This is a genomic window from Enterococcus faecalis, assembly GCF_029024925.1.
Taxonomy (GTDB): Bacteria; Bacillota; Bacilli; order Lactobacillales; family Enterococcaceae; genus Enterococcus; species Enterococcus faecalis.
Genome location: NZ_CP118962.1, coordinates 556,022 through 580,037, shown reverse-complemented (window position 1 = coordinate 580,037; position 24,016 = coordinate 556,022). Strand labels below are relative to the sequence as shown.

Below are 24,016 nucleotides of genomic sequence, written 5' to 3'. Positions count from 1 at the left end.
TCCCTCCTAGCGCTTTGGTTCTTGTTGTGTGATACAGTGAATATTGCCGCCCCCATAAACAACTTCTACCGTATTAACGCCGACAATTTTTTTATCTGGGAACATTGTTTGAACTTGCTCTAAAGCCAAACAATCATTTTCATCACCATACTGTGGCACAATCACGCCATCATTTGTAATTAAAAAGTTCATATAGGATGCGATACAAATATCGCCTTCTTCTCGTGGCATGGTTCCTTCCACGAAATCAATTTTGAAGGAGCCTTTAATGGTTACATTTTTGACAGGACAGCATAATTTGTGGACTTTTAATTGGCGTCCTTTAGCATCAGTCATTTTAAGCAAACGTTGATACGCATCTTGTGCCGCTTCATAAAATGGGCTATTTTGATCTTCGGTGTAAATACAAGCCACTTCACTAGGTGCAATAAAACAAGCTACATCATCCACGTGACCATTAGTTTCTTCTGGGTCAATTCCATCACCTAGCCAAAGAACTTTTTCAACATTTAAATAGTCGCATAATTTTTGTTCGATTGCTTCTTTTGAAAGTTGTGGATTTCGACCTTCACTTAATAAGCACATTTCTGTAGTCAAGACTGTTCCTTGTCCATCTACGTGGAATGAACCGCCTTCTAAAACAAAATCATCTGTACGATAAGAATCTACATGCTCAATTTCACAAATTTTTTGTGCAACCAAATCGTCTTGGTCCCAAGGGAAATATAAACCATCTACTAATCCCCCCCAAGCATTGAATGTCCAATCCACACCACGGATTTCTCCATGGTCGTTAATGACAAATGATGGTCCACAATCACGGACCCAGGCATCATTGTTTGACATTTCATAAACCGTAATTTCTGGCGGTAATTGGCGACGGCAATTTTGAAATTGTTGTTGAGAAACCACCACATTCATCGGTGTAAATTGACTAATTGCTTTGGCCACATTAGTAAAAGCTTCTTGGACAGGTTTACCACCATCGCGCCAATTATCCGGTCTTTCTGGCCAAATCATCCAAACTTTCTCTTGTGGTTCAAATTCTCCTGGCATTCTAAAGCCATCTTGTTTAGGGGTACTTCCTACAATTCGTTTAGCCATTTTCTTTCGTTCCCTTCTTAATTTTTTTCACGTAAATAATTACTTCACCAAACAGAATAAAAATGATTGCCCCAATTGTGATTGGTAATTTTTCATTTAATGCTGCGGGACTAAAATCTAAAGGCACTGCTGTGAAAATCAGTGAAATAATAATCATAATCATTGGCAAAACCACTAAAACTTTTAAAAATCCTGGTTTTCCGTTAACTTTAAACGGACGTGGTGTATCGGGATCAATTTTTCTAAGCTTATAAAAAGCTGGGAAAACTGGGATATACGATAACAAGAATAGGACGACATTCAAGGAGAAAAAGGCCCAGAATAAATCTTGATTAGGTAAAATTGGTGCTAATACAATGACCACCGATGCCACAATGCCATTCATCAAAGCAGCCCCAATTGGCATGTCATTTTTCTTACTACGTTTTTCAAAAAATTTAGGCATGTCACCATTCTCAGCAGCATAACAAGCTGTATTATTGACTCCTAATGACCAAGAAATCATGTTGCCGAACAACGTAAGAAGGAATAGGAAAGCCATCAACATAATGAACCAACCTTCTGTCGAGCCTGTCAATAGTTTAAAGCTATCCATCATACCACTGCCGGTACTAATTTGATCGGTGGGAATCGCTACCCCAATTCCAAAGGCTGAAAAAATATAAATGGCCGCAATGACTAACCCCGCTGCTACAATAGCTTGTGGAATTTGCTTCTTAGGATTTTCCATATCATCTGCAAACGTACAGATGACTTCAAACCCTAACAAATTAAAAATGATTACAGAAATAAAAGATAAACTCCTTAAGTCAAACGTTGGCAGCATTGATTTCAAGGTAAATTCATTGGCAACACCTTTCGTCAAGGCTACATACAATCCTAGCCCACCAATTAAGACTGCTAAAACCATCTTGATTACGGCAGCTCCATTTAGAATCCAGATACTGTCGCTGACTGGATAAAAACTAATCCAAACCACAATCCAAGTAAAAATTAATTCAACAATAATCATCATCGGTGTTGAAAACTTAATACCTGTAATTGTCGTTAATAGTTCTGGCGTCATAACGGCTAATGAAGCTAGCCACAATGGATAATTAATCCAATAATACCAAGAAACTCTGGCACCCCAACGATGACCATATGCTTTGGTCACCCAATCATAGATGCCCCCTTCACCAATATAAGTTGTTCCTAATTCTGATGAAATTAACCCATATGGCAATAGGAATGCAATTAATAAGAAAATCCACCAAAAAAACTGAGAATTACCAATTGCAGCAACAGGCGCCGCTGCTTCAGCAACGAAAACCACACAGATGACTGATAAAATGGCACTCGTTAAACTAAATTTCTTTTTCCCCTCCATGAAGACTCTTCCTCTCTTTATAAACTGTCCACTGATTCATTTTTTCAATCAGTGGACAGTTGGCCGTTAAATGCTTTGAGTGTCTAAGAAAACTTCTAGTTCTTTTTTCGCTTCTGCTTGCTTGATTAAATCATAAGGATTTTTTGCTTCATAATCATTCATAAGATATACTAATAAGCCACGAATAGATGTTAAACGGTTTTCTGCTTCATCGAAACAAATAGAATTTTTACCGTCAATTACTTCATCAGTTACTTCTTCCCCACGTGTTGCTGGTAAACAGTGCATGAATTTACAATTGGCACCTGCCCGATCCATCATTTCTTGATTCACTTGATATTTTGGATAGAAAACCTTCATACGTTCTTCTTCAGATAATTCCGCTTCGTACAAGCCATACCAAACATCCGTGTACAAGAAATCAGCGCCTTCAACAGAACTTGCATCATCTGTGACCAAAAAGCTACCGCCTGAAACTTCACAATTTTTTGCTAATTTCGCTTGATGCTCTTCATTTAATTGGAAACCTTCTGGACCGAAGTGAACAAAATTCATGCCCATTTTTGTTGTGATTAATCCTAAAGAAAAACAAACTTGTGTTGCATCTCCGACAAAGATAACTTTACAATCTTCTAATTTTTTGCCTTCTGGTAAATGCTCAACCATGGTACACAAATCACCTAATTCTTGGGTTGGATGATTGTAATCAGACATACCGTTAATGACTGGGATGGTAGCACAATTAGCTAAATCAACAATACTATGGTGACGTTCCACACGAGCCATCAAAATATCTACTAAACGTGACAATACACGGCTGGTATCTTCAATCGTTTCATGTCCCCCTAATTGAATTTGACCAGGTGCTAAATATTCGCCATGTCCACCTAATTGTTCCATTGCAGTTTCAAAAGATACTCGTGTTCGAGTTGAAGATTGTTGGAAAATCATTCCTAAAGATTTGTTTTTTAACAGTTGCGGATAATACCCATTTTTAATCGCTTCTTTAATTTTTAATGATAAATCGACTAAGTAGTGCATTTCCTCTTTCGTATATGTTTCTGTTGTAACGTAATCTCTTTTCATGATGTGTTCCTCCTAAAAGTTGTTTTTGTTTACACATTGACTTTACCAAGTTTAGCGAAGAGTTTACTATCCGCCAAAAGTTAGAAAACGCTTTCTTTTTTGGCGTGATTTTTCAGTAAAAAAAGTTTATTTATGGTTATAAACCGTTGGTACACCAGGGGTTTATAAAAGTTTAGGCGGATTTCTCTCTAATTTCTGACCAATCATAGATTTGAAAATGGTATAATTATTTTGAAAAATCATTCACTTAAAATAAAAGATGAAAGGGGTTTCCAATCGTGACATTTGTTTTTATTTATAACATCTTGTTGATTATTTTATATTCGTTTACTTCAACCTTTACCTTAAATCTTTACTTGAAAAATAAACAACCGATTTTTTTATTGCTTCTCTTTTTAATGGTTATTTTTATTTGTGACAATGTGATTGTTTATATGACTGAGTTCATTAATTCGTTTGCAAACGAATATAATCAGACCTTTATGACCGCACCTTTTTTAAAGACCATCATTTTTATTTGTTGTAATTTTGCCTATCTGGCTATTATCAATACTATTAGTGGTCGTCCTTTTAAAAATTATCAATTTGTCTGGTTATTTTTAATTGGTTTATGGATGCTAGCTATTCCATTTTCACAAAATTCCGCCTTAAAAGTTTGGTTGTACTATTTACCCAATCAGCTATTTTTAATTTACCTTGGATGCTATGCGCTCTATCAACTACGAATAGATCCTTTATCAGCCCTTGCGAAAAAATATCTTCGTTTTATTGGTTGGCTAAGCATTGGTTTCGGTGTGGCGATTCTTTTGGAAGATACCTTCGTTATTTTTAACATTGACCAATATTCTGATATTGTCTTTAAAATTAACAACCGAAACGTTTCTGAAGATATTTATACAATCATTCTCTCGATCGCCATTATCTACTTCTGTAATCGTGATTTTACTCTGTCGGTTCTTGAAAAAGACGCTGCTAAATTGGAAGAAAATCAATCAGATGAACCCGTACTTTTGGCGCCTTTTTGTGATGCCTATCAATTAACGCAGCGAGAACGAGAAGTGCTTTCGTTACTTTTAGAGTGCAAAACAAATCAAGATATAGCCAACGAACTATTCCTATCAATCGGGACAGTAAAAACACATATCCACAATATTTTCGTTAAATTAGAAGTAAACAAAAGAGCAGAAGTTTTTGTCAGTTATCAACTTTTTTCTCAACAACAAACTGAACATTTAGCGAGATAATTAAAAAGGAAGCCTCTCCGTGATCGGTGGCTTCCTTTTTGATTAACTATTTTCTTGTACTTGTCGAACTCTCTTTTCAATTTCTTGAAAGTTAATAATTTTAGCTTGGCGATGAATTTCTTTTCCTTCATAGTATAAGATAATGGTCGGTGCAGAAAAAGCATTTAATTGTCCAATTATTTCTGGACTTTTATCAGCTTCTGCAATGTATGTAGGAAATTCATATTTTGTTGCAATTTTTTCGACAATCGGTTTATCAACTGTACAAACACTACAATTTTTTGCTGTCAAAAAGACGGCTTGTAGACGATTGTCTGTAATTTTTTCTTCTAATTCTTCTAATGTTGTTACATATTCCACTGAATAGCCCTCCTTGTCTTTTGTCTAAAATAACAGATTTACTAGCAAAATAACAACTTATTTGTTTGGCTAGGAATGCTTTAACAAAAAAGTTGTCGCCCATTTCATTAATGGGCGGCAACTTTTTACTGATAACCGCTTATTTATTAAAAATTTTAGGCCCTTTGCGCATGTTTTTACGATCATTTTTGGGAGTTTCCATTTTTTTAGAACGGCCACCACCTTGTTTCTTTTTAATTAATTCTAACATTTTTTCTTTTTCATTCATTTAATCCACCGCCTTTGTTAATAACGTGACAGATTCAATGTGGGTCGTTTGTGGGAAATTATCCACTGGTTGAATTTCTTTTGCTTCATAGCCACCTTCTGTTAATAATGCAATGTCGCGAGCGAGTGTGGCTGGATTACAGCTGACATAAACAATTCGTTCAGGTTGCGTTTCAATTAATGTGTTTACTAATTGACCATCTAACCCTTTCCGTGGTGGATCCACCACCACAACATCTGGTTGCAAGCCATTTTCAACTAATTTTGGCAATAATTCTTCCGCTAAACCAGCCGTGAAAGTGGCATTCTCAATGTTGTTTAATTTAGCATTATTTTCTGCATCTTTGACCGCTTCTTCAATTACTTCAATACCGTAAACTTGCTTTGCATCTTGGGCTAAATTTAAGCCAATCGTCCCAATCCCGCAATAGGCATCCACCACAATTTCATTGCCTGTTAAAGCCGCATACTCTTTAACTTTTTGATACATCACTTCTGTTTGTTGTGGATTTACTTGATAAAATGAACGCGCGGAAATTTCAAATTTCAAATCAAAAATAGTATCTGTAATTTTTTCAGACCCATGTAATAAGATGGTTTCGTCGCCAAAAATGACATTGGTTCGTTTTGGATTTACATTTTGTACAATGCTGACTACTTCCGGAATAGCTTCCAAAATATCTGGCACAATTTTACTAATTGGGAATAATTTCGGTGTTCTCGTAATTAGAACAACCATCATCTCCCCAGTATGGTAGCCACGACGAACGACAATATGGCGTAAGTTCCCTGAATTATCAGATTCGTTATAAGGTTTTACGCTATATTTACGCATAATGTCACGGATTTTAACAATTGCTGCATCAATTTCTGGGTCTTGAATATAGAAATGTTCCATCGGAATTAAATCATGGCTATTTTTCCGGAAAAAACCTGTTTGTAGTTGGTTGTCAATTTTACGCACGGGAATTTGTGCTTTGTTCCGGTAATGCCACGGATCGTTCATCCCAATTGTTGGTAAAACAGGGACTTCTGGCAATTTAGCGACACGTTGCATAACATTTTCGACTTGTTGCGTTTTAAATGATAGTTGGGCGCCGTACGCTAAATGTTGCAACGGACTAATCCCGACTTTTGTAAAGTTTTCATCTTTCACGGGCACACGCTGTTCACTGCTTTTTAGGACAGTCAATACTTTCCCATAACCAAAACTTTTTCCTGTTTTTAAGACTTTGATTTCAAGTTTTTCACCTGGTAAGGCATTTTCAATAAACAATGGATAATGGTCCACTTTTGCCACGCCTAAACCTTCATGCGTCAAGTCAATGATTTCTACTTCAATGACGTCATTTTTCTTTACTGGATAATTTTTCATAAGTCGCTCCTTCTTTTTATACACTTCACTCATTCTAATGAAAATACCTAAGAAAAGCAACAACGAATTTTCATGGAGATTTAGCAATTCCGTTTGAGCTTTTTAGGTAAATAAAAGAATAAGACCCTTTCCCTTAGTCAAAAAATAGCCAATGAAAGATCTTATCAACTAAATCTTTCATTAGCTATTCACGGACTACTTAGTGCTTTTCTTTTTCAGCAATCTTTCCATCGCCATCAATATCTTCGTCTGTTAGTCGTTCAACTTCTTTGACAAATTCTTTGCTGGCTTCGTTATATGCTTCTTCCTCTTCGTCTTCTGATTCTACGACAATCTCATCGCTACCAGTTAAGACAGAACCCATAATCGCATTGGACGGCAGTGCATCACCATTTGCAAAAATTTCAATGTGTTGATGCATATTTTTAAAGGTCATTGGAGCATCGCCTCCATATTCACCATCTAAATTAATCATCATTTTATTGTTCTTTTCTAACGTTTCTGCATGTAAATAGCTGGTCTTTGTATAGATTAGTCGATGATCTTCAACATGCTTTCCACCATTTAACATTAACGCAACTAAATGAAGAATCTCAAAAATATTGGCTGTTTTTACAATGATTAATGAAAACTTACCATCGTCTAATTTAGCATCTGGTACGATTTGCTCAAAACCACCCACCGAGTTAGTCAGCCCTAGGAAAAACATTGATGCATTGCCTTCGTACACACCTTCATCATACGTCATGCGCATTTTAATCGGCTTCACTCGTGGCAACATTTCGGCTCCTTTGGCTAAGTACGCTAAGTAACCAAAAATGCTTTTCAACTCTGATGGAACTTCATACGTCAGTTCCGTTAAATGACCACCCGCCGCAATATTGATAAAGTAATTTTTGCCGGCTTGGCCAATATCCATTTTGACAGTTTGATTTTTTTTAATCACTTCTGCTGCCTTAACGATATTATCACGAGGAATCTTCAATGCCCGTGCATAGTCATTCGTCGTTCCAGCAGGAATAATAGCCATTTTAGGGCGCCGCTTCAACGGAGCAATCCCATTCACGACTTCATTAATGGTCCCATCTCCACCTGCTGCTACTAGTAAATCAAATCCTGCACGCGCAGCACGATGTGCTTCATTGCGTGCTGAATTTTCTTCTGGTGTGGTCGCAAATGCACTGGCTTCATAACCACATTCTTCTAAAATAGATAAAATATCGGCTAAGTTCTTTTTGATTAACTCTTTTCCTGACGTTGGATTATAAATCACTCTAGCTTTTTTCATGGTTTGCCTGCTACTTTCTTATCGTTTTGAAAGCTCTTCTTGCAATAACTTGTTAACCACACCTGGGTTTGCTTGTCCACGAGTTGCTTTCATAATTTGTCCAACAAGGAAACCAACTGCACGGTCTTTTCCGTTTTTAAAGTCATCAATTGATTGTTGGTTGTTGTCTAAAACTTCGTTAATCATTGGTAATAATTGCGCTGGATCAGATAATTGAACCAAACCTTTTGCTTCGACAACTTCTTTAGCGTCTCCACCGTTTTCAATTAACTCTTTGAACACTTTCTTCGCAATTTTCGAGCTGATTGTGCCATCGTTAATCAAAGTAATCATACCCGCTAGATTTTCTGGTGTTAGTTTAGTATCGGCTAATTCAACTTTTTCACTGTTTAAGTAAGCAGAAACTTCGCCCATTAACCAGTTTGATGCTTGTTTCGCATCTGCACCGTTTGCTAAAGTTGCTTCAAAGAAATCTGACATTTCTTTCGTTAAAGTCAAGACCATTGCGTCGTATTCAGGTAAACCTAATTCACTGATATAACGGGCACGACGTGAGGCTGGCATTTCTGGCAAACTAGCGCGAACTTTTTCAATCCATTCATCATCAATTGAAAAACGAGGAACATCTGGCTCTGGGAAGTAACGGTAGTCACTTGAGCCTTCTTTAACACGCATAAGCAACGTTGTACTAGTTGCTTCATCAAAGCGGCGTGTTTCTTGTTGAATTTCGCCACCAGATAATAGGACTTTGGCTTGGCGTTTTTCTTCATAAGCTAAACCTTTTTTTACAAAGTTCATAGAGTTCAAGTTCTTTAATTCCGCTTTAGTACCAAATTCTTCTTGACCATACGGACGTAAAGAAATATTGGCATCACAACGCATAGAACCTTCTTCCATTTTCACATCAGAAACTTCTGTAAATTGGATAATTGAACGCAACGCTTCTAAGTAAGCATACGCTTCTTCTGGTGAACGCATGTCTGCTTCAGAAACGATTTCAATTAAAGGCGTGCCTTGACGATTCAAGTCTACATAAGAATAGCCATCTGTGCCGTGAATATTTTTCCCAGCATCTTCTTCTAAATGCACCCGTTCAATCCGGATTTTTTTCTTTTTGCCTTCGACTTCAATTTCAATCCAACCATCATGTCCGATTGGTTGATCAAATTGAGAAATTTGGTATGCTTTCGGGTTATCTGGGTAAAAATAGTTTTTACGGTCAAAATGTGTTTCTTTTGAAATTTCACAGTTCAAGGCAAGTGCTGCTTTCATGCCAAATTCTAAGGCACCTTTATTCATGACAGGCAAAACACCTGGGTAACTCCAGTCAACCACATTTGTGTTGCTGTTTGGTTCTGCTCCGAAATGCGCTGGCGCAGAGGAGAAAATTTTAGAGTTGGTTTTCAATTCTACGTGGACTTCTAATCCAATGACAGTTTCAAAGTTCATTAATCGTTCCCCCCTAAAATGACTGGTTTTTTCGTATGGAAATCTGTCGCTTGTTCAAAAGCATAGGCTGCTTTATACATTGTATGTTCGTCAAAATGTTTTCCAATAATTTGTAAACCAACTGGCAAGCCTTCTGAGAAGCCTGCTGGAATGGACATGCCTGGTAACCCAGCTAAGTTGACAGGAATGGTTAAAATATCATTCATATACATTGTGATTGGATCATTGATGTTTTCCCCTAGACCAAAGGCAACTGTTGGTGTGGATGGGCCAATGATTAAGTCATAATCCGCAAAGACATTCTCAAAATCTTGTTTGATTAGTGTACGGACTTGACCAGCCTTTTTAAAGTGCGCATCATAATAACCAGCACTTAAAGAGAAGGTTCCTAACATAATCCGACGTTTAACTTCTGTTCCGAAACCTTCAGAACGTGAATTAACATAGACATCTTCTAGATTTTGGACATTTTCGGAACGGTAACCATAACGAATACCATCAAAGCGTTGTAAGTTTGAACTTGCTTCTGAAGAGGCAATAATATAATAAACCGCTACGCCGTATTTAGAATGTGGCAAACTAACTTCTTCCACCGTTGCGCCTAAAGATTTAAATGTTTCTGCTGCTTTTAATACCGCTTCACGAACATCAGGTTGTACCCCTTCACCTAAGTATTCTTTTGGTAAAGCAATTTTCATGCCTTTGATGTCGCCAGTTAAATCTGCCGTAAAATCAGGAACAGAAACGCCTGCAGAAGTGCCGTCTTTTTCGTCATAACCACTAATTGCATTTAAAGCTAAGGCATTGTCTTTAACGTTTCGTGTCAATGGACCAATTTGGTCTAAACTTGAAGCAAAAGCAATCAAACCAAAACGAGACACACGTCCATATGTTGGTTTCAAGCCCACAATACCGTTGAATGCGGCTGGTTGGCGGATACTGCCACCTGTATCGCTCCCTAAAGAAACTGGGACTTGTCCGGCTGCGACAGCAGAAGCTGAACCACCAGAAGAACCGCCAGGAACTTTGGTTTGATCCCAAGCATTTTTTGTTTTCTTAAAGTAAGACGTTTCCGTACTTCCGCCCATGGCAAATTCATCCATGTTCAATTTTCCGACAGGAATCATATCCGCTTGATAGACTTTATCCATCACGGTCGCATCATAAATTGGGTCAAAATTGTGTAACATTTTTGAGCCAGCTGTTGTTAAAATATCTTTTGTGACAATGTTGTCTTTAATCCCAATTGGAATCCCAGCTAATGGATTACTTTCAGTGATGCCTTTTAAGTCAATCGCTTTGGCTAATGCCATTGCTTTTTCTTCACTAACTGTGATAAAAGAACCTAGTTGTTCTTCTGTATCTTGAATACGATTTAATGTTTCTTCGGTTAAATCAACTGCTGTGATTTCTTTTGAAACCAATAAATCATGTAACTCTGTTAACGATTTGTCGTATAATTTTTCCATTAGGCTCCTGCCTCCCCGTTATCCATAATTGCAGGCACTTTAATGTAACCATTCTCTGATTCCGGAACATTCCGCATTAATTCTTTACGGTCCATTCCTGGTGTCGCTACGTCTTCACGCATGACATTGATTGATTCATTCACATTTGAAGTAAAAGGAACCCCTGTTGTATCTACTTCTTCTAGTAATTCCACCATATCAATAATTTTATCTAGTTGATTGGTAAAGTCCGCTAATTCTTCTTCGGAGAAAGATAATTTTGATAATTTAGCGACATGTTTGACTTGTTCTTCTGTAATTGCCATAGATACCCTTCTTTCTATCATTTACTGAAATTTTCATTTTCAGATTAATCAATTGGATTGTATTTCTTTAAACAGCTTAGCACAGCTGTTCACTCTGTTCCTATTCTACCATAAAATGGTCGGATATTTTAGATGAAACCTTGAATTTCATTGATAATTTGTCGCTCGCAAAAATGACGGAAATATGTTATTATGAAAATGAAAAGAGAGATATGCAGGAACATACCTCTCTAATAGCCACTACTAGTTATAAGAACTAGCGGCTTACTGAGTTATTGGTTTTATTTCAAACGCTTAACCGTTCAGCTCCTCAAAGCTTATGAACGGTTATTTTTGTTGTCTAAGACAAGCGCTAAGATACCGAAGATAATGGTCACAACAAGTATTGCAAAACTAATCATCAGTCCTAGCGCTGCTTCAACGGACAACAACATTGCTCCTTTCGTTAAAGTAAGAAGAATTGCGCATAAGCATCAACCTCCTTTCTCAACTCAGAAAGTCCTCGTTCATATAACTTTTATGACTAAAATAAGTATACCATCAAATTACTACATAAAATCTGACAACGTTAATTTTTCTTCTTAAAAATGACTTGCATCTAACGCATCGACCATTTCTTGTTCATTCCAAACGGTCACGCCTAAGCTTTCAGCTTTGGTTAATTTACTGCCAGCATCTTCGCCAGCAACCACAATGTCAGTTTTTTTCGAAACGCTCCCTGTAACTTTTCCACCAAGATTTTCAATTTTTTCTTTGGCTTCTTCGCGAGTGTACTGCGTTAATTTTCCTGTTAAAACAACTGTTTTGTCTTTGAAAGGTGACTCCACTTCTGCTAATTGTTCTGTCCGGAGACCTTTATATGTCAAGTTCACTTGGGCTTTTTCTAGTTCAGCCATTAATTCATGAACTTCCTCATTTTCAAAATACGTCACAACGCTGTCTGCGATTGTTTCGCCAATTGAATCCAAAGCCACAATTTCTTCCGCAGTTGCACGACTTAAGGTTGGTAAATCACCAAAATGCTCCGCTAAAATTTTCGCCGCTTTCGCACCCACATGGCGAATCCCTAAGCCAAAAATCAAACGTTCGACAGAGTTTTCTTTACTCCCTTGAATGGCAGTATAAATGTTGTTTGCTGATTTTTCTTTGATTTTATCCAAAGTCATTAATTGTTCTTCTGTTAAGAAATACAGATCCGCTACGTCTTTCACTAATCCTTTGTCATACATTTGTGCTAACACTCTTGGCCCCAAGCCATCAATGTTCATTGCATTTCGTGAGACAAAGTGATTCAGCCCTTCTTTAATTTGCGCAGGGCATTTTGGATTAATACAACGTAACGCCACTTCCTCATCTAAATGCACCAACTCACTATGACAAATTGGACAATGTGTCGGCATTTCATAAGGCTGACTATCGGCTGCACGTTTTTCAACTAGGACTTGCGCTACTTCTGGGATAATATCGCCGGCTTTGTAAATAATAACATGATCATTTAAACGGATATCTTTCATTTGAATAAAATCTGCATTATGCAAACTTGCCCGACTAACCGTGGTTCCCGCGACTCGTACAGGAGCCATGACTGCAGTAGGAGTGACCACCCCCGTGCGCCCAATTGTCCATTCAATATCTTCCACTACTGTTTCTGCTTCTTCTGGTGGAAATTTGTAGGCAATCGCCCAGCGAGGTGCTTTGACAGTGAAACCTAATTCATCTTGCAACGCAAATTCGTTCACTTTAATCACAATTCCATCGATTTCGTATGGCAAAGTGCTCCGCTTTTCATGGTATTCTTCAATGTAGGACCAGACTTCATCAATTGACTGACATAATTGCCGTTCGGGATTGGTTCTAAAACCAATTGCAGAAAGCTCTTCTAATGCCTCAAACTGCGTCTTCGCTTTCATTGGCCCAAAGTCAGCAACTGTGTATAAAAACGTATTTAAGTTCCGTTTCGCCACAATTTTTGTATCTAATTGGCGCAAGCTTCCCGCCGCTGCATTCCGAGGATTGGCAAAAATATCTTGGCCATTTTCTTCACGTTCTTCATTCAATGCGACAAAGGATTGTTTAGGCATGTAGCACTCGCCACGAACTTCCACTGAAATGGGCTCCGTTAAACGCATTGGCACAGAGCGAACCGTTCGTAAGTTCTCTGTAATGTTTTCACCAACCGTTCCATCGCCTCGTGTTGCTCCGCGTACAAACACCCCGTTTTCATAACGTAATGAAATTGCTAACCCATCAATTTTTAACTCACAACAGTAAGCAACGGGTTTACCAATCGCCTTACGAACACGTTCATCAAAAGCAAAAATGTCTTCCTTGCTAAACCCATCATTTAAACTATACATTGGAATGTCATGCGGAGCTTTTTCAAAACCAGATAAAACTTTGCCACCTACACGTTGTGTCGGCGAATCTGGCGTGATTAAATCAGGAAACTCCGTTTCAATATCGACTAACTCTTTATACAAACGATCGTAAACATAATCTTCTACGGATGGTTGATCTTTGACATAATATTCATGGGAATATTGATTGAGTTGTTTTCTTAATTCTTGCGCACGAGTTGTCGCCGCCGTTAATGTTAATGGTTGTTGTTCCATCGTAGAACTCCTCCTCATAAGTGTAATGCTCTTATCGTCTTTTTAACACATTTACACTAAGATAGAAAATAAAAAGAATTTATCTAATGATGATTTCTCATTAAATCGCTGACCTATTTTGCATGTTAAATTTTTTCAATTGGTGCAAATGCCGCTAACAACCGTTTTATGCCTTTTTCAGGGAAAGCAATGTCCAACTCTAAGTCTTTGGCCGAACCGCCTACACGAACGACTGTACCAACGCCCCATGCTTTATGTTGGACCTTATCACCTGCTTGCCAAGAAACTTTTTCGCCACCACTTGCCACTTTGTTGCTAACTGATTTTGTAGCTGGCTGTGTATAAGCTGGTTTACTTGCGCTGGGCTTAAATACTTTAGGATCAAAGGTGCGCGCTGGAGCTTTCTGTAAATTGGCTGCCGCCCCTTGTTTCATTAAACGCTCCGCCTCAATTTCTTCTAAAAAGCGACTTGGTCGATTATATTGCGTGCGACCATATAATGTTCTCGAATAAGCATTCGTTAAGAACAAGGCTTCTTCCGCTCGTGTGATACCAACATAAGCCAAGCGCCGTTCTTCTTCCAGTTCACTTTCTTCTAGCATGGCACGTGATAATGGGAAAACCCCTTCTTCTAAGCCCATTAAAAAGACCACTGGAAATTCCAGCCCTTTGGCCGCATGCAACGTCATTAAGGTTACTTGTGAAGAGCTCTCTTCTAAATTATCTAAATCAGAAACCAAGGCTAAATCTGTTAAGAAATCCGCCAATTTTGTTTCTTCGCCATTTGGATCGTCGTTATTTTGCGCTTCAAAACGTTTATCAAATTCTTGTGTCACAGATAAAAATTCGTCTAAGTTTTCTAAGCGAGCTTGAGACTCTAAATTATTTTGCGCCATCAAAGCTTCCCGATAACCACTACGTTGTAAAGTTTCTTTCACCAATTCTGTAATCGTTAAATAGGGCACTGTTTTCGTTAAGTCTTGAATCATCATGCCAAAATTACCAAGCTCTTTACCCGCTTTTCCTGAAATATTTGCCAAATCAACATTTTGGGCAGCTTCCAGCAAAGCCCAACCATGCGTATCCGCAAATAGCCGTAATTTTTCAATTGAACTTTTACCGATTCCTCGTTTTGGTTCATTGACAATTCGTTCAAAGCTGATCGAATCATCTGGATTGGCAATCAAACTTAAATAAGCCAAAATATCTTTAATTTCTTTACGGTCGTAGAATTTATGTCCGCCCACCATGGTATACGGAATATTAGATTTCAAGAGCATTTCTTCCACTACACGGGATTGGGCATTGGTCCGATATAATACCGCAAAATCACCATAAATTCGGTCATTTTCCCGCATTTCTTTTTGGATTTGGCTCACAATAAATTGTGTTTCATCCCGTTCTGTGTCCCCGCGATAATAGACAATTTTTTCACCGTCTATATTTTCTGTCCACAGTTCTTTCTCGCGGCGGTTACGGTTATTTTTGATGACATCATTCGCAGCCGCCAAAATGTTTTTGGTGGACCGATAATTTTGTTCTAGCAAAATTACACTGGCATCTGGATAATCTTTTTCAAAATCCAAGATATTTTGCATATCCGCCCCGCGCCAACCATAGATACTTTGGTCGGCATCACCTACGACACACAGATTTTTGAAACGTGCAGCCAATAAATTGACTAAGGTATATTGTGCATGATTGGTATCTTGGTATTCATCCACATGAATATAGTGAAATTTATTTTGGTAGAACGCCAACGTATCTGGTTGTTCATTGAATAAACGAATCGTATTCATAATCAAATCATCAAAATCCATACATTGGTTTTTGCGTAATTCTTTTTGATAGGCTTCATAGCATTTTGCGACAATTTCTTCATATAAGGAACCTTGCATTTCAGCAACTTTTTCAGGCGTTTGTAATTCATTTTTGGCATTGCTAATCGTACCTAAAATTGAGCGAGGATCATATTTTTTTGAATCAATATTTAAGTCGTTTAAGATGCGTTTCATTAATGTTTTTTGTTCCGATGGGTCAATAATTGTAAAATTACGGTTGTAACCAATCTGATCCACATCACGACGTAAAATTCTTACACACATGGAGTGAAAAGTGGAGACCCATACATCTTCGCCACCCGTTTCCAGTAATTTATTTACACGCTCTTTCATTTCTTTAGCAGCTTTATTGGTAAACGTAATCGCCAAAATATTCCATGGATTTACTTCTTTTTCCTCAATTAGATAGGCAATTCGGTGTGTTAAAACCCGCGTTTTTCCACTACCAGCACCAGCCATGACTAACAGTGGTCCTTCTGTATGCAAAACGGCTTCTTCTTGTCGAGGATTCATTCCCTGAACCAAGGCATGTTTTTGTGTCATATTAAACGTCCTCTCTCTTTTTTCAATCTTATACAGTATACCAAAAATCCCTTTGAAGTTCTTTAGAAAAGAACAAAAAATCTTTTTCTTTTTATATGAAATTTTCTTGTAAATCAAGTCAAACCGCAGTACATTAGTAAGTAGTGATGGAGGCTAAAATTGAAATGAATAATGATGTACATGAAATTAAACAATTAGATGGTACCCGAATCGGCTTTATCCTTAAAGGTATCGTCGTCGGAATCCTGGTCGGCTTCGTTGTCAGCTTATTTCGCTTAGGCATTGAAAAAATTGGCGAACAAGTCGTGCATCTGTATCAAACGTTTCACGAAAAACCCTTTTGGATGATTCCTTGGTTCTTATTTTCTCTCGTGCTTGCTTATTTATTAGGACGACTGATCAAAAGCGAACCAGCAATTAAAGGCAGTGGCATTCCCCAAGTGGAAGGACAACTTCAAGGTCAATTAGAAATTCACTGGTTTCCAGTGCTTTGGAAAAAATTTATCGGTGGGATCTTAGCGATTAGTCCTGGGCTATTTTTGGGACGTGAAGGTCCTTCAATTCAACTAGGTGCAGTGGTTGGACAAGGCTATAGTCAATGGCGGCAAAGCACCAAGTCTGAAGAAAAAATTTTAATCAGTAGTGGTGCCAGTGCTGGTTTAGCCGCCGCTTTTAATGCACCAATCGCAGGACTTTTATTTGTTCTAGAAGAGGTTCACCATTCCTTTTCACCTTTAGTTTGGTTAACCTCTTTTTCTGCGGCCATTTCCGCTAACTTTGTTTCTTTGCATTTCTTCGGATTGCAACCAGTTCTTTATATTGGTCCGGTTAAATCTTTGCCTTTAGAGTACTATTGGACATTAGTCCTGCTGGGCGTTTTGCTAGGATTATTAGGTTGGATATATCAAAAAACATTGTTGTCCTTACCAAAAGTATATGGAAAAATCAAAGGCCTTTCTTCTAATTATTATGGTTTTGTTCCTTTTATTTTGATTTTACCGATTGGTTATTTCTTTCCACATTTACTTGGCGGTGGGAATCAAATTGTTTTAGCTTTAGGCAATCAACCGGCCACGATTTGGGCTTTAGTCGGCTTACTGGTTTTACGTTTTGTTTTTTCAATGGTTTCTTACGGTTCGAATCTCCCTGGTGGTATTTTCTTGCCTATTCTAACTTTAGGTGCCATTATCGGAACATTGTATGGTAGTCTACTTGTCCAATACGTAGGGATGGATCCAATTTTTGTGAAAAACTTTTTAATTTTTTCCATGGCTGGTTATTTTACTGCGATTGGTAAAGCACCGTTAACAGCGATTATTTTAGTAACAGAAATGGTCGGCAATTTTTCTCATTTAATGTCTTTAGGGGTTGTCGCTTTAGTTAGTTATATTACCATCGATAGTCTTGGCGGTAAGCCAATTTATGAAAGCTTATTAGAACGTTTGGTTCCTTCTAAAGTAAGTAATATTCGTGGCCACAAAACGATTATCGAATTACCTATCACTGCAGAAAGTTCCTTAGATGATACGATGGTACGTGATTTTGTCTGGCCTAAACAAATGTTGCTCACTTCCATTCGGCGTGGTGAATCGGAAATTTTAACACATGGTGATACTGTTATGCATGTTGGCGATGTGCTCATTATTTTGACCGATGAAAAACTCGCTTACCAAGTCAAAAAAGAGATTTATCAAAAAACTTTACCGAATGATTTAGTGAATTAAAGAAAGCTGCTGAACTCAGGTTCAGCAGCTTTCTTTTTTTATGACTGTTTTTTAATTTTTTTGAATGTTTTTGACCGTTTTAGATTGATTAGCGTTTTCATTTGTGCTATTATATCCATGAAATGAGGGATGAAAATGCTTACGGAAGAACGACATCAAAAAATTTTACAATTGTTAGATCAAAAATCAGTCGTCAAATCACAAGAACTTGCTAACTTATTCAATGCTTCAGAATCCACAATCCGCCGCGATTTACAAGAATTAGAAGACGCCAATTTGTTAGAACGCATTCACGGCGGAGCTAAGCGTATTCTTAATTTAGGCTTTGAACAAAACATGACCGAAAAATCAATCAAAAACACGCACGAAAAGCAAAAGATTGCTTCTTTAGCAGCTAGTTGTGTACAAGATGGCGATATGATCTATTTAGATGCTGGTTCAACCACGTTAGAAATGATCCCTTTTTTAGTTGGGAAACAAATCCATGTAGTGACGAATTCCGTGCATCACGCTGCAAAACTTAGCGATATGGAAATTCCCACTATTATGCTTGGTGGTACTTTGAAGCTCTCCACTAAAGCAATCATTGGTGCCACTAGTATGGAACAGCTACAACATTTTCGTTTTAACAAAGCTTTTTTAGGAACTAACGGCGCACATTTAGAGTTTGGTTTAACGACGCCTGATCCCGAAGAAGCAGCGCTAAAAGCCTTGGCTATTCATCAAGCAGAAACAGCCTATGTTTTACTGGATCATACAAAATTTAATGAAGTAACGTTTACCAAAGTGGAAGAATTAGAGTCAGTTACTTTACTAACTGACTACTGCCCTGCTGAATCGCTTCAAGGATTCCAGCAAAAAACTATTTTAATGGAGGCAAACAAATGATTTACACAGTGACTTTAAACCCTTCTATCGACTTTATCGTTCATGTCGATCATCTACAAATTGGTGATTTAAATCGGATGACGAATGATTTTAAATTACCTGGCGGCAAAGGAATCAACGTTTCACGTATCTTAAAACGTATGGAGACAGAATCCACTGCCTTAGGTTTTTTAGGTGGTTTTACAGGCTCATTCATTGCCGATTGGTTGAAAAAAGAAGAAATCCAAACGAATTTCACTCCCGTGTCTGCTGATACACGAATCAACATTAAATTGAAATCAGATACTGAAACAGAAATTAACGGCTTAGGACCTGCTCTAACAAACGAAGAAATTCAAGAACTAAAACAAGCAGTTAGTCGTGTTCAGGCTGGTGATATTGTTGTTCTTTCAGGAAGTACACCTGCTTCTCTACGCAAAGGATTTTACGAAGAATTAATCCAAATTGTGAAGGAAAAAGGCGCAGAATTTGTTATTGATACGACAGGTGAAGATTTAATGAACGCTTTGTCACAAAAGCCTTTATTGGTCAAGCCAAATAATCATGAGTTGGCAGAATTATATCATACAACCTTTACAAGTGTTGAAGATATTTTACCTTATGGACATCGGTTACTAGAAGAAGGAGCGCAACACGTAATTATCTCAATGGCTGGTGATGGTGCATTACTTTTCACAACAGAAGGTGTTTATCGTTCCAACGTTTTAGAACGTCCACTGAAAAATTCTGTCGGCGCTGGCGACTCAATGATTGCTGGTTTTATTGGCAACTTTTCAAAAACACAAGATCCTTTAGAGGCTTTCAAATGGGGTGTCGCTTGCGGTAGCGCGACTGCTTTTTCTGATGATTTAGCCTCAGAAGATTTTATCCAAGAACTTATTCACGAAGTAACAATTGAAAAAATTTCAGAATAAATCCACTAAGGGAGGAAAATAGAGTGAACATTAATGATTTATTAATAAAAGATGTCATGATTATGGATTTACAAGCTACTGATAAAAAAGGCGCGATTGATGAAATGGTCCAAAAATTATACGATGGTGGCCGCATCTCTGACATTGACACTTACAAAGAAGGAATTTTAAAACGCGAAGCACAAACATCGACTGGTTTAGGCGACGGCATCGCTATGCCTCACGCAAAAAACAGTGCCGTAAAAGAACCGACAGTTCTTTTCGCTAAAAGTAAAAAAGGTGTTGATTATGAAGCACTAGATGGACAACCTACTTATCTATTCTTCATGATTGCTGCTCCAGAAGGCGCCAATGATACACATCTCCAAGCGCTTGCGGCCCTTTCTCGATTACTTATCGATCCAGAATTTGTTGGTAAATTGAAAGAAGCGGAAACTCCAGAAGCAGTACAAGCTCTTTTCCAAGCAGCAGAAGATCAAAAAGAAGCGGAAGAAAAAGCAGAACAAGAACAAACAACGCCAGCACCAGAAAGCAATCGTAAATATATTATTGCTGTGACTGCTTGTCCTACAGGAATTGCTCATACTTACATGGCCGAAGATGCGCTGAAGAAAAAAGCAAAAGAAATGGGCGTAGACATTAAAGTAGAAACAAACGGTTCAGAAGGAATTAAAAATCGTTTAACTGCTGAAGATATTGCTCGTGCTGATGGCGTGATTGTCGCAGCCGATAAAAAAGTAGAAATGAATCGTTTTGATGGCAAAAAATTAGTCAATCGTCCCGTCAGTGATGGAATTCGTAAAACCGAAGAACTAATTAACTTAGCCATTAGTGGTGAAGCTCCTACTTTCCATGGCAGTGACTCGGCTGCAAGCGACCAAGAGGATTCAGCGGAAGGTTCAATCGGTTCTCGTATCTATAAAGATTTAATGAATGGTGTTTCTCATATGTTACCTTTCGTTATTGGTGGCGGAATTGCCATTGCTCTTTCCTTTATGATTGATCAATTTATCGGGGTTCCTCAAGATCAATTAGCCAATTTAGGGAATTACAATGACGTAGCTAGCTGGTTTAACCAAATTGGTGGCGCAGCATTTGGCTTTATGTTACCTGTCTTAGCTGGTTTTATTGCTTCTAGTATTGGGGATCGTCCAGGCTTAGTTGCTGGTTTCGCCGCTGGTGCGTTAGCAAACGCTGGAGGCGCTGGGTTCCTTGGGGCCCTAATCGGTGGTTTCTTAGCTGGTTATGTAGTGGTTCTTTTACGTAAAGTCTTCAAAGGCTTGCCAAAATCATTAGATGGAATTAAAACCATTTTATTCTATCCAGTTTTTGGTTTGATTATTACGGGCCTATTAATGTTAGTCATTAACATCCCGATGAAAGCAATTAATGATGCGTTAAATCATTTCCTACTTGGCTTAGATGGCACAAATGCTGCTTTACTTGGTGCCTTATTAGCTGGTATGATGGCCATCGACTTAGGTGGACCAGTTAACAAAGCTGCTTATGTTTTCGGTACAGCTACGCTAGCAAGTACTGTTGCAGAAGGTGGCAGCGTGGTCATGGCTTCTGTAATGGCTGGCGGAATGGTTCCTCCATTAGCAATTTTCGTAGCAACTCGTTTATTTAAAAATAAATTTACAAAAGATCAACAAGATGCCGGCTTAACCAATATTGTAATGGGACTTTCTTTTGTCACTGAAGGGGCAATTCCTTTTGCAGCAGCTGACCCATTACGTGTGATTCCAAGTTTGGTGGTAGGTTCTGCCTTTACTGGTGCGTTGGTTGGTGCGTTTGGTATCAAATTATTGGCACCACATGGAGGAATCTTCGTCGTCTTCCTATTAAGTAATCCATTACTATATCTATTGTTCATCTTAATTGGGGCGATTATTTCAGGAATTGTCTACGGACTTTTGAAAAAACCTGTCGAAGTACCTGCTTAAAAAAACAGCAAAAAAGCGATTCAACCATGGTTGAATCGCTTTTTTATTATTTTCTCTTTATCGCATAATTTTCTAAATACTTAGGATTTCCTTTGCTTCTGATATACGTGTACACGCCCATCACAAAGGCCCCAAGGGTATTGGTAAATAAATCCCCCATCGTATCCATTAAAGCAGCACGCCCAATAAATGGTTGGCCGTTGGACATATTATAGCGTTGTAAGTTCATGTTCCCTAATGAATCGCAGATAAATTCCCAGAATTCCCAGAAGACGCCACAAAGCCCTGCAAATGCAAACCCAAATAATAAAAATAACCACGGGGAAACATCGGCGTACTTCGTTTTCTTCAATAGGAAAGCAGCAATACCATAACCCACAGCAGTTAACAGCATCGGACTAACAAAGTGTAAAATTTTATCCCAGAACGAAATGATTGAGATCATATGCAACGAGGTTCCTAGGAATACTGAAATAAATAAGAAAAACCAGTAAAAATAAACGATAGTCGGTGGCATAATAATTTTTAAAAATTTATTGACAAGATCCGGTAAAAAGATTAGACCAATTCCAAGTAAACATTCGATAACAAACGTCACACCTTGTTTTGTTGAATACTTAGCCGTAAAAAATTCCCAGAGATTGTACGTCAAGCATAAGATGCCAAACACCACTAATCCATATTTAATTTTCGAATAATTTTTATCCATTTTAACACACCCTTTCAAAAGTTATTTTATATGAAAAAAACTGTAGATGAAAGACACCTTCCATCTACAGTTTTAGAAAACTCTATCGAATGAAGAGCTTATTAAAAATGTTTATTTTTCAACAGCTGTTTCAGTAATTGTTTCAACAGCACGTTTCATACGAATATCGTGTTCTAACATGTCGTTGTTTAATACTTTACGTACTTGCGCTTCAGGCATGTTGTATTGTTCTGCTAAATCTTTCACTTCAGCATCGATGTCTTCTTGTGTTACTTCGATGTTTTCAGCTTTGGCAACTGCTTCAATCACTAAGTTTGTTTTTGTGCGTGTTTCTGCTTCGCCTTCAAATTGTTTGTGTAAATCTTCTTCTGTAGAACCAGTTAATTGGTAGTACATTTCAGGAGAAATTCCTTGGCGTTGCATGTTGTTTAAGAATTCATCCATTGAACGGTGAACTTCGTCGTGAACCATTACGTGTGGTAATTCAACGATTTCAGCATTTTCAACAGCTAAACGAATTGCTTCTTCGTCTTTTGCTTCTTCAGCTGCTGCTTCTTTTGCTTCTGTCAATTCTTTACGGAATTTTTCTTTTAATTCGTCTAATGATTCTACTGAATCGTCAACGTCTTTTGCAAATTCATCATCCAATTCTGGTAATTCTTTTGCTTTTACTTCATGAACAGTTACTTTGAAAACTGCTTCTTTACCAGCTAAATCTTCTGCTTGGTAATCTTCAGGGAAAGTAACGTTTACTTCTACTTCTTCGCCAGCTTTTTTGCCAACTAATTGGTCTTCAAAGCCTGGAATAAATGAATTAGAACCTAATTCTAATGAGTAATTTTCGCCTTTGCCGCCTTCAAATGCTTCGTCGCCTAAGAAGCCTTCAAAGTCGATAACTACAGTGTCGCCATTTTCAGCAGCGGCATCTTCTTTGATTACTAATTCAGCTTGAGATTCTTGTTCGCGTTTCAAACGTGCTTCCACGTCTTCATCTGTTACTTCACGGTCTTGTTTAGACACTGTTAAGTTTTTGTATTCGCCTAATTTTACTTCAGGTTTTACAGTTACTTCAGCAGTGATAACCCAGTCTTCCCCTTTATTCATGCTTTCAACATCAATTTTTGGTTGTGCTACTGGTTCAATTCCTGCTTCTAATACAGCCGCTTCATATGCTTCTGGTAAAACAGCGTTTAACGCATCTTCGTATAACGCTTCTTCTCCATACATACGGTTAAAAACAGTACGTGATACTTTTCCTTTACGGAAACCAGGTACGTTTAAGTTTTTTTTCACTTTATTGAACGCTTGCGTTAATCCTTTTTCGATTACTGCTTGTTCGATTGAAAAAGTTAATACACCATCATTAGTGCCTTTTTTTTCCCATTTCGCAGACATTTGTTTCCCTCCGAATAACATTTAATTTTATACATCAAACTTTATTTATGCATACCTTTAAATAGTACACTATCCCTAGGAAAATGTAAATATTTTAAGTGCTAAGAAGTGAAAGAAAGACTCGATTT

At 37.9% G+C, this 24,016-nt stretch carries 21 protein-coding genes; 6 read left to right on the top strand and 15 right to left on the bottom strand.

Features of this window, described 5'->3' with window-relative positions; all coding sequences use genetic code 11:
* Positions 1-6: 6 nt before the first annotated feature.
* The 3 genes from aguA to ptcA all read right to left on the bottom strand — a co-directional run bounded on the left by aguA (position 7) and on the right by ptcA (position 3,559).
* Positions 7-1,104, bottom strand: coding sequence for an agmatine deiminase (gene aguA, locus PYW42_RS02925; protein ID WP_002389693.1), 1,098 nt, complete (start codon positions 1,102-1,104; stop codon positions 7-9).
* Positions 1,097-2,473, bottom strand: a complete 1,377-nt coding sequence (locus tag PYW42_RS02920) for an APC family permease (protein ID WP_002355588.1) — start codon at positions 2,471-2,473, stop codon at positions 1,097-1,099. The genes aguA and PYW42_RS02920 overlap by 8 nt, the downstream gene beginning before the upstream one ends.
* Before the next feature lie 66 nt (positions 2,474-2,539).
* Positions 2,540-3,559 carry a putrescine carbamoyltransferase gene (gene ptcA / locus PYW42_RS02915; protein WP_010816094.1) on the bottom strand — a complete coding sequence of 340 codons (1,020 nt, stop codon included), beginning with the start codon at positions 3,557-3,559 and terminating at the stop codon, positions 2,540-2,542.
* Between the two features lie 398 nt (positions 3,560-3,957).
* Here ptcA and PYW42_RS02910 point away from each other — a divergent pair, with 398 nt between their 5' ends.
* A complete protein-coding gene (locus PYW42_RS02910; protein ID WP_002409589.1) occupies positions 3,958-4,803 on the top strand; it encodes a helix-turn-helix domain-containing protein in 846 nt (281 codons plus the stop codon).
* Positions 4,804-4,845: 42 nt separating this feature from the next.
* On the opposite strand, the gene PYW42_RS02905 is transcribed toward PYW42_RS02910, so the two are convergent.
* The 8 genes from PYW42_RS02905 to PYW42_RS02870 all read right to left on the bottom strand — a co-directional run bounded on the left by PYW42_RS02905 (position 4,846) and on the right by PYW42_RS02870 (position 11,720).
* On the bottom strand, positions 4,846-5,163 hold the full coding sequence (locus PYW42_RS02905; protein WP_002355583.1) for a thioredoxin family protein: 318 nt from the start codon (positions 5,161-5,163) through the stop codon (positions 4,846-4,848).
* Between the two features lie 139 nt (positions 5,164-5,302).
* Complete coding sequence (locus tag PYW42_RS02900; protein WP_002355577.1) at positions 5,303-5,431, bottom strand: hypothetical protein; 129 nt, start codon at positions 5,429-5,431, stop codon at positions 5,303-5,305.
* Positions 5,432-6,805 carry a 23S rRNA (uracil(1939)-C(5))-methyltransferase RlmD gene (gene rlmD, locus PYW42_RS02895; RefSeq protein WP_002389529.1) on the bottom strand — a complete coding sequence of 458 codons (1,374 nt, stop codon included), beginning with the start codon at positions 6,803-6,805 and terminating at the stop codon, positions 5,432-5,434. It abuts the gene before it with no gap.
* Positions 6,806-7,004: 199 nt separating this feature from the next.
* Positions 7,005-8,093, bottom strand: coding sequence for a diacylglycerol kinase (locus PYW42_RS02890; RefSeq protein ID WP_002355572.1), 1,089 nt, complete (start codon positions 8,091-8,093; stop codon positions 7,005-7,007).
* An 18-nt stretch (positions 8,094-8,111) separates the two neighbouring features.
* Positions 8,112-9,542 (bottom strand): Asp-tRNA(Asn)/Glu-tRNA(Gln) amidotransferase subunit GatB, encoded by a 1,431-nt coding sequence (gene gatB, locus PYW42_RS02885; protein WP_002358703.1) that lies wholly within the window; start codon positions 9,540-9,542, stop codon positions 8,112-8,114.
* Positions 9,542-11,011 (bottom strand): Asp-tRNA(Asn)/Glu-tRNA(Gln) amidotransferase subunit GatA, encoded by a 1,470-nt coding sequence (gene gatA, locus PYW42_RS02880; RefSeq protein WP_002368026.1) that lies wholly within the window; start codon positions 11,009-11,011, stop codon positions 9,542-9,544. Before gatA ends, gatB begins: the two co-directional genes overlap by 1 nt.
* On the bottom strand, positions 11,011-11,316 hold the full coding sequence (gene gatC / locus PYW42_RS02875; RefSeq protein WP_002355569.1) for an Asp-tRNA(Asn)/Glu-tRNA(Gln) amidotransferase subunit GatC: 306 nt from the start codon (positions 11,314-11,316) through the stop codon (positions 11,011-11,013). Before gatC ends, gatA begins: the two co-directional genes overlap by 1 nt.
* A gap of 317 nt (positions 11,317-11,633) precedes the next feature.
* Positions 11,634-11,720 carry a hypothetical protein gene (locus tag PYW42_RS02870; protein WP_306294811.1) on the bottom strand — a complete coding sequence of 29 codons (87 nt, stop codon included), beginning with the start codon at positions 11,718-11,720 and terminating at the stop codon, positions 11,634-11,636.
* Here PYW42_RS02870 and PYW42_RS14130 point away from each other — a divergent pair.
* Entirely contained in the window at positions 11,686-11,901 is a 216-nt protein-coding gene (locus tag PYW42_RS14130; protein ID WP_002409587.1) for a hypothetical protein, read from the top strand. The genes PYW42_RS02870 and PYW42_RS14130 overlap by 35 nt on opposite strands.
* Here PYW42_RS14130 and ligA read toward each other — a convergent pair.
* On the bottom strand, positions 11,898-13,928 hold the full coding sequence (ligA, locus tag PYW42_RS02865; RefSeq protein WP_002389576.1) for an NAD-dependent DNA ligase LigA: 2,031 nt from the start codon (positions 13,926-13,928) through the stop codon (positions 11,898-11,900). The two genes, PYW42_RS14130 and ligA, sit on opposite strands and share 4 nt — an antisense overlap.
* Before the next feature lie 125 nt (positions 13,929-14,053).
* On the bottom strand, positions 14,054-16,312 hold the full coding sequence (pcrA, locus tag PYW42_RS02860; RefSeq protein WP_002363179.1) for a DNA helicase PcrA: 2,259 nt from the start codon (positions 16,310-16,312) through the stop codon (positions 14,054-14,056).
* A 164-nt stretch (positions 16,313-16,476) separates the two neighbouring features.
* Between pcrA and PYW42_RS02855 the strand changes: the two genes are divergently transcribed.
* The 4 genes from PYW42_RS02855 (at position 16,477) to PYW42_RS02840 (ending at position 21,784) form a co-directional block, all read left to right on the top strand.
* Positions 16,477-18,036 (top strand): ClC family H(+)/Cl(-) exchange transporter, encoded by a 1,560-nt coding sequence (locus PYW42_RS02855; protein ID WP_002389664.1) that lies wholly within the window; start codon positions 16,477-16,479, stop codon positions 18,034-18,036.
* A 135-nt stretch (positions 18,037-18,171) separates the two neighbouring features.
* On the top strand, positions 18,172-18,924 hold the full coding sequence (locus PYW42_RS02850) for a DeoR/GlpR family DNA-binding transcription regulator (RefSeq protein ID WP_002389626.1): 753 nt from the start codon (positions 18,172-18,174) through the stop codon (positions 18,922-18,924).
* The gene (pfkB, locus tag PYW42_RS02845; RefSeq protein ID WP_002355559.1) at positions 18,921-19,838 is read left to right on the top strand and encodes a 1-phosphofructokinase; all 918 of its coding nucleotides are present in this window, start codon (positions 18,921-18,923) and stop codon (positions 19,836-19,838) included. Before PYW42_RS02850 ends, pfkB begins: the two co-directional genes overlap by 4 nt.
* 23 nt (positions 19,839-19,861) lie before the next feature.
* Positions 19,862-21,784, top strand: a complete 1,923-nt coding sequence (locus PYW42_RS02840; RefSeq protein ID WP_002389671.1) for a PTS fructose transporter subunit IIABC — start codon at positions 19,862-19,864, stop codon at positions 21,782-21,784.
* A 46-nt stretch (positions 21,785-21,830) separates the two neighbouring features.
* Here the strand turns inward: PYW42_RS02840 and PYW42_RS02835 are convergent, their stop codons facing one another.
* Positions 21,831-22,493, bottom strand: a complete 663-nt coding sequence (locus tag PYW42_RS02835; protein WP_002411030.1) for a hypothetical protein — start codon at positions 22,491-22,493, stop codon at positions 21,831-21,833.
* A gap of 111 nt (positions 22,494-22,604) precedes the next feature.
* Positions 22,605-23,888 carry a trigger factor gene (gene tig, locus PYW42_RS02830; protein ID WP_002355556.1) on the bottom strand — a complete coding sequence of 428 codons (1,284 nt, stop codon included), beginning with the start codon at positions 23,886-23,888 and terminating at the stop codon, positions 22,605-22,607.
* Between the last annotated feature and the right edge of the window lie 128 nt (positions 23,889-24,016).